The following is a 12,836-nucleotide window of genomic DNA, read 5'->3' on the forward strand; positions in this document are numbered from 1 at the left end:
CGTCGGCGACCTGCCAGGCGGGGCGCAACGTACCGATCCTGCGTCGGGTCAACGCTCGAGCAATCGGTCCACGACCTTCCGATAGCGCGCCGGGTCGATCTGCGGCAGGCCGAGCAGAGCCCGCAAATAGACACCGTCGCCGACCAACCGGATGATGTCGGCCCGCACCGGATCGTCGATGTCCTTGTCCAGCCCGTCCGACCAGCTGTCCATCATGTCGGACAGCGCCTGCTGCACCTCATCGGTCTCCGGCCCGGAATGGGCATCGATGGTGCGCATGGCCGCGACCATCGACCGGAAGAGCGCCAGTTCCAGTGCGTCCGCGGCATTGCCCGGATTCGGGGTCTGCAGGTACCACTCGGCGACCGGCGTGCCCTTGGCGACGGCGGCGTCGAGTTGTTGTTCCGCGCGTTCGCCGAGTCGGCGCACCAGACCAGCGAGCAGGGCGTCCTTGCTCTTGAAGTGATACAGCAGCCCGCCCTTGGAGATCCCGGCGGTCGCGGCGACATTGTCCAGGGTCACCTGGGACATCCCCTTCTCCAGCAGCAGGGTTTCGAGCGCGTCCAGGATCCGGTCGCGAGTGTTTGCCGTCACGTCCGTGACTATACCGGCTGGACGGTAAGGTCGATTTACTGTACCGTCTGGACGGTAAGAAGACCCACGACGGAAATCGAGAAGGCGATGACCACACAGAAGGACACCGGGGCCGGGCTCGCCCCGCCGCGCGCCACCATGCGTGATTGGGCGGGCCTGGCCGTACTTGCGCTCGCTCTGCTGCTGCTCGCCGTCGATGCGACCGTGCTCGACCTCGCAGTGCCCGCGATCAGCGCGGAATTGGCGCCGAGCACACCGCAGCTGCTGTGGATCATCGACGTGTACTCGTTCGTTCTGGCCGGACTGCTGGTCGTCATGGGCAATCTCGGCGACCGGATCGGACGGCGCCGACTGCTGCTGTTCGGCGCCGTCGGCTTCGGACTCGCCTCGGCGCTGGCCGCTTGGTCGGTAAGTCCGGAAATGCTCATTGCCGCGCGCGTGCTGCAAGGTGTCGCGGGTGCGACCCTGATGCCCGCGACGCTGGGTCTGATCCGGTCGATGTTCCTGGATCCGCGGCAGCGCACCGTCGCCATTTCGGTCTGGGCCGCGATGGCCGGTGGTGGTGCGGCGGCGGGTCCGCTGCTCGGTGGCTGGCTGCTCGAGCACTACTGGTGGGGTTCGGTATTCCTGGTGAACCTGCCGGTCATGCTGGTGCTGCTCGCGGTCGGTCCGGTGCTCATTCCGGAATCCCGCGACCCACGGCCGGGGCCCTTCGATCTGCCGAGCGCGGCGCTGTCCATGCTGGCGCTGGTGCCGGTGGTGTACGCGGTCAAGGAATCCGCGGCGCACGGAATCAATGTGCGACTGTCGGTGATCGGTGCGATCGGTGTGCTCGCCGGTGTGCTGTTCGTGCGCAGGCAGCGCGGTCTCGCACATCCGATGATCGATCTGAAGCTGTTCGCACTGCCCAGGTTCCGCACCGCGGTCCTCACCAACCTGCTCGCGGTGTTCGCGCTGGCCGGTGTGCTGTTCTCCGGCTCGCAGTACCTGCAACTGGTACTGGGCCATTCACCGATGCAGGCCGGACTGCTCCTGCTGCCCGGACTCGCGGCCAGTGTGTTCGCCGCACTGGCGGCGGCGTGGTTGGTTCGGGTGCTGCGTCCCGGTGCGGTGCTCGGCGGCGCGCTGATGCTCGCCGCGGTCGGTTCGGTGCTGTTGCTGTGGCTGAGTCCGGAGTCGGCGACCAGTACGGTGCCGTTCGTACTCGGGTTCCTGTGCATCGGTGCGGGGGTCGGTGTGGCGCTGACGGTTTCGTCGGATCTGGTGGTCAGCTCGGCTCCGGCGGAGCGGGCCGGTGCGGCCGCCGCGGTATCGGAGACCGCGTATGAGGCCGGTATCGCACTCGGTGTCGCGGTGCTCGGCAGCGTGACCATGGCGGTTTTCCGCGGCGGACTCGATCTGTCCCAGGTGCCGGGCGACCAGATCGGCGCGGCCTCGGAATCCCTCGGCGGCGCCACGGAATTCGCCCGTCAGCTACCGGAATCGGTGACGAATGGATTCCTGGACTCAGCGCACGAGGCCTTCGTCTCCGGCGTCCACGTCGCCGCGATCGGCATGGCCGTGGTGCTGCTGATCGCCGCGGTGGTCGCGTTCCGGCTGCGCACGGCTCGTGTGTAGTTCGGGCCAACTGAATCGGTGCACGAGGCCTTCGTCTGCGGATGTCGATATCGCCGCCGTTGGTATGGCCGAGACCTGACCGCTGCGGTGATCGCATTCCGGCTATGGACGTCTCGTGCGCATCGGCCTAGCGCGGTGGAGATTTCGCCCCTGTTCCATCTTCCGGAGCGGGGGCGATGTCATATAGCAAGCAGACCGGTCTGAATTGTTTCCTCGATCTAAGGGCGCCGAGGTGCCGTCTCGAGTCCTGAACAATGGTGCTGACCAGCTGCTATGCCATTCTCCGGCATCGCTGTCCGATTCAGAACAACTGTCCGGTTCCGTGGATATGTCCAATATCGGATAACGGGTGCGGATCCGGTTATGCAGTACCGACGGGCTGATCCGGCTCCGGCAGTCCCAATCGGTCGACGTGACGCGCTCGCACAGCGCGACGGACTCGCCAATGTTGCTCCTCGGCCAATTCGCCAGCGGCGGTGGCTTCCGACGTGAGCAGGCGTTGCACATCGTTCTTGGCAAGTTCGCAGAGGCGCGCAGCCTCATCGACCGCGTTGCCGATGACGGTGAATTCGTTGCGCTGGTGCGCGCCGACATCACCCGCGACTACGCGACCCGCGGCCACGCCGATGGCGATGAAGTCGTGCGCCCGCGCGGTCAGGCGGTTTCGGAGCAGCAGCGTTGCCGACGGTGGTGTATTCGTTGCGCTGGTGCGCGCCGACGTTACCCGCGACTACGCGACCCGCGGCCATGCCGATGGCGGCGATGAAGTCGTGCGCCCGCGCGGTCAGGCGGTTTCGGAGCAGCACCGGCATCGGAACTGTTCGCGGCCTTGCCGATCCGATGTTGTCTCGCGCCTTGGAGCGCACGGTGCGTCAACGGCCGTCCTCACAAAGTCGGGCGGGGCACATGAGCAGCAGGCGACGCAGTGCGGCCCTATATCTGCCGTCCACCGCCGCTTCCGTGCACAGGCATCGAACCAACCGCTCAGCCCCGTTCGTCGGTCTGCTGGAGTGGATCGGCGACCGGCCGATCAGATGAGTCCGCGTCGGACCCGTCTCGGTGGCAGGTCAGTTGGCGGGCGGGAGTTCTCGCGGGCCCCGGCGACCGGGAAGTTCGTTGTGTTCGCGGGCCGGGAGTTCGCCGCGGTGCTCGGTTTGGGGAAGGCCGTAGCCCTGGGGTGCGGCGGCTGGCGGTAGGGCCGAGTAGCGCGGATCCGGTGCGTACTGCGGGTAGTCCGCGTCGACGACGGTGGCGGCCACGCGCTGGGCGTTCCAGGAATCTGGTGTGCCGGGCGGCAATTGGTAACCGGGCGCAGCGGGGTGACCCACGGCCGGTGCATGCGAATCCTGGCTGTCCACGGTCACCTTGCGGGTGCGGCGCAGGGTGAAGGTGATCTCCTCGACCTCTTCGAAGGCCTGCCGCGCGGTGCGCAGCGGGTGAGTGGCGGTGTCGATCGCATTCGCGACGAACGAGGGGACCAGGGGCCGGATCCAGCGAGCCGCGGTATCGGTGAACGGCACGGTGCCGATCAGCGGAAGTTCCAGTCCGCCGCCCTTGGGCGCGGCGGGTGCGCTCGACGCGACATGCGGCACCACCGCACCGGCTCCGCTGGTCGGCGCCAGCGCCCCCGCGCTGACGGTGGCCGGTAGGTTCGGTGTCACGATGCCCTCCTGAGACACGGGGCCTTCCTCTCGGTTGCCAGCCGTTGCGGCTGATAGTTCGCCACGACGCTGGTCATCCAGGCGTTGCGGCTCGGTAATGCCGATCTCCAGTCCGCCGATGGCGGCGATGATCCGGGTGCGCTGGTGCTCCCGGTCGATGGCGGCATCGGCCTCGACGGCAAGTCGGGCGGCGGTCAGTTGTTGTTCGGCACGCAGATTTTCGGCCTCGACCCGCACCTCGGCGCGCTTGACCGCGATGGCGGCATCGGCGCTGCGCTCGGCCTGGTCCTGCACGGTGCGGTAGGCCAGACGCCGATCGAACGAGGTCTCGCCGCGCCACCACCGCAGGATCAGCGGCAGCAGTGCGAGCAGGACGAAGGTGACGATGGTCAGCATCCGCAGCAGGAAGGCACCTGCCGCGTCGGTCGTGTAGTCGTTCATCGCCAGCCAGCGCGCGCCGAGACCGCGATCGGCATCGGCGAAGGCGGCCGACTCCGCTGCGGCGACGGTTTTCTGGTCATCGGCGACCCGCAGATCCAACCCGCCGACCCGGCTCTGCGCCGCGGCGAGTTGCTTGCGCGCATCGTCGAGCATGTCATTGGCGGTCTGCGATTCGGGTCCGCGGCCCGGCACACCGGTGATCCTGGTCTGCGGGCATTCCGGTGTCGGGTTGTATTCGCAGCGGGCGATCACCAGTGCGTGGTCGATATCGGCCTGCGCCTTGGCAATCGTCTGGTCCAGCGCGGCGCGATCGGCCGTACTGCGCCCGAGTTCGGTGTGCGCTGCGACCACCGCGGGGGCGGAATCGACCGCACGCTGGGCCTTTTCATCCAGCAACCGGTCGATGGTGCCGCCGAAGAGCACCGTCGAGGCGAGTTCGGCGATCAGCACACCGGCCAGGACCGCGACCGCGATCCGTCCGGCCAGACCGCGGCGGTCCGGCCCGCTGGCGGGGCGCGCGGTCGCCAGCGAGCGGGCCAGCGCACCGGTCAGCAGCGCGAGGACCAGCGCGACGAGGACGATCGCGAATAGCGGCATGGCATCGGCCGCGGCCAGCGCGAGCGTGGTGACCAGCCCGGCCACCGTCGCGAACAACAGCACGACCGCCCCGGTTACGGCGTATCCGGCCCGTTCATGCGGGTAGTCGAGTTCTGTCCCATCCTGTTCGCGCCCGAGACCTCCGCCGAGCCAGATGAACAAGCCGGTGACTGTCATGGGACCCCACATCCTCTACATCCCAGTCATGGTGGCTGCACAGCTAGCGACTGTTTGCAGGTCGCTCGAAACGATCAGCGAAACTGTCACAGATTCGTTGTCACAGCGTGACAGGCGCGGCGGCGACACACCGAATGAGGCACCGGGGATGTGGTCAGGCTCACAGAAATTGGTCTGCCACCCGGACTTGTGCGCGCGCTCACCCTTAATCTGACGTAGGTGACCGGATCGGAACCGGCAGGCGGACGGGGTGTTGCGAATGTTTTTCCGAGGCTCGGCAAGGGTTTTGGTGTGTGTCGCGGCGGCCCTGCTGATGGCTGTTCCCGACAGCCGCGCGCAGACACTCGACGACGGCCCGTCCCTGGATCGCATCGTCGCGCTGGTGACCGAACGGCTCGATACCGCCGATGCCGTGGCCGCGGCCAAATGGGCGGCGGCCGCGCAGAACGGCGGCCAGCCCTCGATCGACGATCCGGTACGCGAGGCGCAGGTATATGACGCGATGGCGCGCCTCGGGGCCGAGCGCGGACTACCGGAAACCTGGATCCGCCAGGTGTTCTTCGGGCAGATCGAGGCGAACAAGATCGTCCAGCGCGGCCTGGTCGCCCGCTGGCGCTTCGATCCGGCCGCAGTGCCGAGCGCGCCGCCGGATCTGGCCGCCGTGCGCCCGGTGATCGACCGGGTCAATGTGGAGATCGTCGACCAACTTGCCCTGCGCCGCGCCGAACTCACCGGACCGAACTGTGCCGAGCGGCTGGCACCGTCGGTTTTCGGGGTGCTGACCTCGGGACGTGCCGACGCATTGCATCAGGCCGCGCTGGTCCGGGCGGCCGCCGCACTGTGCGGCCCTTAGTTCGATGTGACGAAGGACACATGCATTTCGACACGGATATGTCCCTGGTCGGAAATGTGTTGTATCCCACTCGAATTCGATTGCTGGAAATGTGCTGAATTCCACAGAAAGCAAAAGAGTCCGGACGGTCGGATCGGATCGCGCGCTTGTCACGCCCCTGTCTGAAATGTCTCATCCAGCCCGCTGACCGGTTAGCCACCGCGGATCGGGTTTGCGCCGTTGGAAGCAGGGGAAATCCACTTCGGTGCAGGTGAGCGCAGGTTCTCGGGTGCGCTGTGCGCCGTGCCGCGGTTTCCTGTCCGCCCCTTGCCGCTGGATGGCACCGGGTGTCAAGGGGATCGATACCGGCGTATTCGCTGCTTTACACTGGACAACGCGCACACGTGGAGGACCGATTGAAGAAGCCCAGCTAAAGCTGGTTATTAGCACAACCTAAGTTGGTTGGGTCCCGGACCTGACTTATCGTTTGCTCTTACGCCGAACACATAACGTTCGGCACTATCGCCTGCTCGGGCTCGGTGAATCCGGTGCCCAAGCGTAGCGGGCGAGCACCCGCGCGGAGGTAAGGAACACGTAAGCGTTCCGTTACCGACGAGCACCCATACGTCACAGCAGCGGGTGGACAACTGGAGACGTGACTGCACGAAGAAGACCATCAGCGCGGCTGGTTTCGCAACGTACAGGCGCAGTCTTGACGGAGGCAATCGACGAAAGGCCCCCTTTCCCATAGGCCGATTTCATCGATGCCGACTTTCTTGAAGGCAGAGGCATGACGCAACTTCCTGGCCACAGGTCCCCCGGACCCATCGGGCTCTATGACCCGGCGAACGAGCACGACGCCTGCGGTGTCGCATTCGTCGTCGACATGTACGGCCGCCGCAGCCGCGACATCGTCGACAAGGCTATTACGGCTCTGTTGAATCTGGAGCACCGCGGTGCCGCAGGTGCCGAACCCAATAGTGGTGACGGCGCGGGCATCCTGATCCAGGTCCCGGACCGGTTCTTCCGCGCCGTGGTCGATTTCGAGTTGCCGCCGGAGGGCTCGTACGCCACCGGCATCGCCTTCCTGCCGCAGGCCCGTCGCGAGGCGACCAAGGCCGCCTACGGCCTGGAGCGCATTGTCGAATCCGAGGGCCTCGCCGTGCTCGGCTGGCGCGACGTGCCCACCGACGAGTCCACCCTCGGTGCCCTGGCCCGTGATGCCATGCCGACTTTCCGGCAGATCTTTATCGGCTCGCCGAAGGGTGCGGCCGAACAGCTGTCGGGTATGGACCTGGAGCGCCGCGCCTACGTCGTGCGCAAGCGCGTCGAACACGAGCTCGGCAAGGCGGGCGCGGGTGAGGGCGCGGTCGGCAAGGAGTCGGTGTACTTCCCGAGCCTGTCCGGTCAGACCTTCGTCTACAAGGGCATGTTCACCACGCCGCAGCTGCGCGCGTTCTACCTGGACCTGCAGGACGACCGGGTGGAGTCCGCACTCGGCATCGTGCACTCGCGCTTCTCCACCAACACCTTCCCGTCGTGGCCGCTGGCCCATCCGTTCCGCCGGGTCGCGCACAACGGTGAGATCAATACCGTCACCGGTAACGAGAACTGGATGCGGGCCCGCGAGGCGCTGCTGCGCTCGGATGTCTTCGGCATCGACGAGGCGGGCAACAACCGCCTGCAGAAGGTCTTCCCCATCTGTACCCCGGGGGCGAGCGATACCGCGCGCTTCGACGAGGTGCTGGAACTGCTGCATCTCGGCGGCCGCAGCCTGCCCCACGCGGTGCTGATGATGATTCCCGAGGCCTGGGAACGCAACGAGAACATGGACCCGCAGCGGCGGGCCTTCTACCGCTATCACTCGATGCTGATGGAGCCGTGGGACGGCCCCGCATCGGTGTGCTTCACCGACGGCACCGTGGTCGGCGCCGTACTCGACCGCAACGGCCTGCGGCCCAGCCGCATCTGGGTCACCGATGACGGTCTGGTTGTCATGGCCTCCGAGGTCGGTGTGCTCGATATCGATCCGGCCAAGGTGGTCAAGAAGGTCCGGCTACAGCCGGGCCGCATGTTCCTGGTCGACACCTCACTGGGCCGCATCGTCGGCGACGAGGAGCTCAAGAGCCAGCTCGCCGCCGAGCACCCTTACCAGGAGTGGCTCGACGCCGGTGTTACCAAGCTGGCCGATCTGCCCGACCGCCCGCACGTGCACATGTCGCACGATCGCGTGCTCATCCGTCAGCAGATCTTCGGATACACCAATGAAGAGCTGAACCTGCTGATCTCGCCAATGGCCAAGACCGGCGGCGAGGCGCTCGGCTCGATGGGTACCGATACCCCGATCGCAGTCCTTTCCGCGCGCCCGCGCCTGCTCTTCGACTACTTCTCCCAGCTGTTCGCGCAGGTGACCAACCCGCCGCTGGACGCGATCCGCGAAGAAGTGGTCACCAGCCTGCGCCGGGCCCTCGGCCCGGAGGCCGATCTGCTGCATCCGGGACCGGAGTCCTGCCACCAGATCACCATCCCGCAGCCGATCCTGGACAACGATGAGCTGGCCAAGCTCATCCACATCAACGACGACGGTTCGCATCCCGAGCTGCGCTCGGTGGTCGTGCACGGTCTGTACCCGGTGAAGAAGGGTGGCAAGGGCCTGCGCAAGGCGCTCGAGGCCATCAACACCCAGGTCTCCGCGGCGATCGAGGGCGGCGCGCGGATCATCGTGCTGTCCGACCGCGAGTCCAATGAGAAGCTGGCGCCGATCCCGTCGCTGCTGCTGACCTCGTCGGTGCACCACCATCTGGTGCGGGAACGGACCCGGACGATGGTCGGCCTTGTCGTCGAGGCCGGTGACGCCCGCGAGGTGCACCACATGGCCATGCTGGTCGGCTTCGGCGCGGCCGCGATCAACCCGTACATGGCGTTCGAGACCATCGAGGATCTGCTCGAACGCGGTGGGCTCCAGATGCCTGGCAGCACCGGCGATCTGGCCGCCGACTATGGCAAGGCCGTCGCGAACTACAACAAGGCCGCGAGCAAGGGCGTGCTGAAGGTGATGTCCAAGATGGGCATCTCCACCATTGCCTCCTACACCGGTGCGCAGCTGTTCCAGGTCATCGGCCTGTCGCAGGAACTGGTGAACGAGTACTTCACCGGCCTGCGTTCACATCTGGACGGCATCGGCCTCGATGAGATCGCCGCCGATGTGGCGGCCCGGCACACCGTGGCATTCCTGGAGAACCGCAACGAGCGCGCACACCGCGAACTCGAGGTGGGCGGCGAATACCAGTGGCGGCGCGAGGGCGAATACCACCTGTTCAACCCGGACACCGTCTTCAAGCTGCAGCACGCCACCCGCAGCGGTCAGTACTCCATCTTCAAGGAGTACACCAAGATGGTCGACGACCAGTCCGAGCGGCTGGCCTCGCTGCGCGGCCTGTTCAAGTTCAGGACCGGTGAGCGCAAGCCGATTTCGATCGATGAGGTCGAGCCCGCCAGTGCCATCGTCAGGCGGTTCTCCACCGGTGCGATGAGCTACGGCTCCATCTCCGCCGAGGCGCACGAGACCCTGGCGATCGCAATGAACCGACTCGGTGGTCGCTCGAACTCCGGTGAGGGCGGCGAACATCCGGCGCGCTTCGAGGTCGAGGAGAACGGCGACTGGCGGCGTTCGGCGATCAAGCAGGTCGCCTCGGGTCGCTTCGGTGTCACCGCGCACTACCTGACCAACTGCACCGATATCCAGATCAAGATGGCGCAGGGCGCCAAGCCCGGTGAGGGCGGCCAGCTCCCGGCGCACAAGGTGTACCCGTGGGTCGCCGAGGTGCGGCACTCGACGCCGGGCGTCGGCCTGATCTCGCCGCCGCCGCACCACGACATCTATTCGATCGAGGATCTGGCGCAGCTGATCCACGATCTGAAGAATGCGAACCCGCAGGCGCGGATTCACGTGAAACTTGTTGCCGAGCCCGGTGTCGGCACCGTTGCGGCTGGTGTGTCGAAGGCACATGCGGACGTGGTGCTGATCTCCGGTCACGACGGTGGCACCGGCGCCTCGCCCCTGACCTCGCTGAAGCATGCGGGTGGTCCGTGGGAACTCGGTCTGGCCGAGACCCAGCAGACGTTGCTGCTCAACGGACTTCGCGACCGCATCGTCGTGCAGGTCGACGGCCAGATGAAGACCGGCCGCGACGTGATGATCGCCGCGCTGCTCGGTGCCGAGGAATTCGGTTTCGCCACCGCGCCGCTGGTGGTCTCGGGCTGCATCATGATGCGGGTCTGCCACCTCGACACCTGCCCCGTCGGTGTCGCGACGCAGAATCCAGTGCTGCGCGAACGCTTCACCGGCAAGCCGGAATTCGTCGAGAACTTCATGCTGTTCGTCGCCGAAGAGGTTCGGGAACTGCTGGCGGAACTGGGCTTCCGCACCCTGGACGAGGCCATCGGCCGGGTCGATATGCTCGATACCTCCAAGGCCAAGGAACATTGGAAGGCCAGCAAGCTGGACCTGTCGCCGATCCTCGACGATGTCGAGACGGCCTTCATGCGTCAGGACCGGTACTGCACCAAGACCCAGGACCACGGCCTGGACAAGGCGCTGGACGTGCAGTTGATCGCGCAGAGCGCCGATGCGCTCGAGCGTGGCCAGGCGGTGAAGTTCGAAACCAAGATCACGAACGTGAACCGCACCGTCGGCACCATGCTCGGCCACGAGGTGACCAAGCTCTATGGTGGCGCGGGCCTGCCCGATGACACCATCGACATCACCTTCACCGGTTCCGCGGGCAATAGCTTCGGCGCCTTCGTGCCCGCCGGCATCACGCTGCGGGTACAGGGTGACGCGAACGACTATGTGGGCAAGGGCCTCTCCGGCGGTCACCTGATCGTGCGTCCGTCGCTGAACGCACCGGCCGACTTCGTCGCGGAGCAGAACATCATCGCGGGCAACGTGATCCTGTTCGGCGCCACCAGCGGTCAGGCGTTCATCAACGGTGTGGTCGGCGAGCGGTTCGCCGTGCGCAACTCGGGCGCCACCGCGGTGGTCGAGGGCGTCGGTGACCACGGCTGCGAGTACATGACCGGTGGCCGGGTGGTCATCCTCGGTGAGACCGGCCGCAACTTCGGCGCCGGTATGTCCGGTGGTGTCGCGTTCGTCTACGACCCGAACGGCACCTTCGAGGCCAGGCTCAACCCGGAACAGGCCGATGCCATCGAGCAGCTCGCCGGTGACGACTTCACCTGGCTGCACGACATCGTCACCCAGCACCGCGACCAGACGGGTTCGGCTGTCGCCGAACGCATTCTGAGCGACTGGTCACAGCAGGTGAACCACTTCGTGAAGGTTATGCCGCGCGAATACAAGAAGGTTTTGCTCGCGATCTCCGAAGCCGAGAAGAACGGCACGGACGTCGACGAGGCGATTATGGAGGCGGCACGTGGCTGACCCGCAAGGATTTCTGAAGCACACCAAACGGGAACTGCCGACGCGTCGTCCGGTTCCGCTGCGCCTGATGGACTGGAAAGAGGTCTACGAGCAGGATTTCTCGCACCAGACCCTGCAAACCCAGGCCAGCCGGTGCATGGACTGCGGTATTCCGTTCTGTCATAACGGCTGTCCGCTGGGCAACCTCATCCCCGAGTGGAACGACCTGGTCTTCAAGGGCCAGTGGCGGGAAGGCATCGACCGACTGCACGCGACCAACAACTTCCCGGAGTTCACCGGGCGGCTGTGTCCGGCGCCGTGCGAGGCGTCCTGTGTCCTCGGCATCAACCAGGATCCGGTGACGATCAAGCAGGTCGAGGTCGAGCTCATCGAGAACGCCTTCGACGAGGGCTGGGTGACCCCGGTCTACCCGACTCGCCTCACCGGTAAGAGGGTCGCCGTTGTCGGTTCCGGTCCGGCCGGTCTTGCTGCCGCACAGCAGCTGACCCGCGCCGGTCACACCGTGACCGTCTTCGAGCGCGCCGACCGCATCGGCGGTCTGCTGCGCTACGGCATCCCGGAATTCAAGATGGAGAAGCGCTTCATCGACCGCCGGCTGGCGCAGATGGAGGCCGAGGGCACCATCTTCAAGACCGGTGTGAACGTCGGTGTCGACATCACCGCCGATGAACTGCGCGCGCGGTTCGATGCGATCGTGCTCGCCGGTGGCGCCACCCTGGCCCGCGACCTGCCGATTCCGGGCCGTGATCTGGACGGCATCCACCAGGCGATGGACTTCCTGCCCTGGGCAAACCGGGTGCAGCTCGGCGACGATGTCACCGATGAGAACGGTCTGCCGCCGATCCACGCGAAGGACAAGAAGGTCGTCATCATCGGTGGCGGTGACACCGGCGCCGACTGCCTGGGCACCTCGCACCGGCAGGGTGCGGCCAGCATCCACCAGTTCGAGATCATGCCGCGGCCGCCGGAGGAGCGTGCCTCCTCCACTCCGTGGCCGACCTACCCGCTCATGTACCGGGTCTCCTCGGCACACGAGGAGGGCGGCGAGCGCGTGTTCTCCGTGAACACCGAGCGTTTCGTCGGCGCGGACGGCAAGGTCACCGCGCTGGAGGCGCACGAGGTCAAGATGGTCAACGGCCGTTTCGAGAAGGTCGAGGGCACCGACTTCACCCTCGAGGCCGATCTCGTGCTGCTCGCCATGGGCTTCACCGGACCCGAAAAGCCGGGCCTGCTCGAAGGTTTGGGTGTCGGCTACGACCAGCGCGGCAATGTCCAGCGCGATAAGAACTGGGCGACCAATATTCCCGGCGTCTTCGTCGCCGGTGATATGGGCCGCGGCCAGTCCCTGATCGTCTGGGCCATTGCCGAGGGTCGCGCCGCCGCCTCCGCGGTCGACAAGTTCCTCGAAGGCGAGACCGCGCTGCCCGCGCCGATCGTCCCGACGGCGGTCGCCCAGCGCTAGTACCTCTCTTAC

At 66.4% G+C, this 12,836-nt stretch carries 6 protein-coding genes and 1 pseudogene; 4 read left to right on the forward strand and 3 right to left on the reverse strand.

All coding sequences use genetic code 11. The annotated features are described in order from the left end of the window. Window positions 1-48: 48 nt before the first annotated feature. Window positions 49-594, reverse strand: coding sequence for a TetR/AcrR family transcriptional regulator (locus tag ABZ293_RS39605; protein WP_355189443.1), 546 nt, complete (start codon window positions 592-594; stop codon window positions 49-51). Between the two features lie 87 nt (window positions 595-681). On the opposite strand from ABZ293_RS39605, the gene ABZ293_RS39610 reads away from it, so the two are divergent. Further along, the gene (locus ABZ293_RS39610) at window positions 682-2,211 is read left to right on the forward strand and encodes an MFS transporter (RefSeq protein ID WP_355189444.1); all 1,530 of its coding nucleotides are present in this window, start codon (window positions 682-684) and stop codon (window positions 2,209-2,211) included. 361 nt (window positions 2,212-2,572) lie between these two features. Here the strand turns inward: ABZ293_RS39610 and ABZ293_RS39615 are convergent. Next, window positions 2,573-2,842: pseudogene (locus ABZ293_RS39615) on the reverse strand (adenylate/guanylate cyclase domain-containing protein); the annotation flags it as partial. A 436-nt stretch (window positions 2,843-3,278) separates the two neighbouring features. After that, window positions 3,279-5,087: a DUF4407 domain-containing protein gene (locus ABZ293_RS39620; RefSeq protein ID WP_355189446.1), complete on the reverse strand. Its 1,809-nt coding sequence runs from the start codon at window positions 5,085-5,087 to the stop codon at window positions 3,279-3,281. A gap of 259 nt (window positions 5,088-5,346) precedes the next feature. On the opposite strand from ABZ293_RS39620, the gene aroQ reads away from it, so the two are divergent. The 3 genes from aroQ (at window position 5,347) to ABZ293_RS39635 (ending at window position 12,824) form a co-directional block, all read left to right on the forward strand. Further along, window positions 5,347-5,940 (forward strand): gamma subclass chorismate mutase AroQ, encoded by a 594-nt coding sequence (gene aroQ, locus ABZ293_RS39625; RefSeq protein WP_355189448.1) that lies wholly within the window; start codon window positions 5,347-5,349, stop codon window positions 5,938-5,940. A 769-nt stretch (window positions 5,941-6,709) separates the two neighbouring features. Next, the gene (gene gltB / locus ABZ293_RS39630; RefSeq protein WP_355189450.1) at window positions 6,710-11,362 is read left to right on the forward strand and encodes a glutamate synthase large subunit; all 4,653 of its coding nucleotides are present in this window, start codon (window positions 6,710-6,712) and stop codon (window positions 11,360-11,362) included. Continuing rightward, window positions 11,355-12,824 carry a glutamate synthase subunit beta gene (locus tag ABZ293_RS39635; RefSeq protein ID WP_355189452.1) on the forward strand — a complete coding sequence of 490 codons (1,470 nt, stop codon included), beginning with the start codon at window positions 11,355-11,357 and terminating at the stop codon, window positions 12,822-12,824. Before gltB ends, ABZ293_RS39635 begins: the two co-directional genes overlap by 8 nt. Window positions 12,825-12,836 lie beyond the last annotated feature (12 nt).

The sequence above is a fragment of the Nocardia sp. NPDC005998 genome, from assembly GCF_040614395.1.
GTDB lineage: Bacteria > Actinomycetota > Actinomycetes > Mycobacteriales > Mycobacteriaceae > Nocardia.

Excerpts from the sequence above, each read along its gene's own strand:
- ABZ293_RS39610 (WP_355189444.1), top strand. The coding sequence starts at position 682 with ATGACCACACAGAAGGACACCGGGGCCGGGCTCGCCCCGCCGCGCGCC.
- ABZ293_RS39620 (WP_355189446.1), bottom strand. The coding sequence starts at position 5,087 with ATGACAGTCACCGGCTTGTTCATCTGGCTCGGCGGAGGTCTCGGGCGC.
- aroQ (WP_355189448.1), top strand. The coding sequence starts at position 5,347 with ATGTTTTTCCGAGGCTCGGCAAGGGTTTTGGTGTGTGTCGCGGCGGCC.
- gltB (WP_355189450.1), top strand. The coding sequence starts at position 6,710 with ATGACGCAACTTCCTGGCCACAGGTCCCCCGGACCCATCGGGCTCTAT.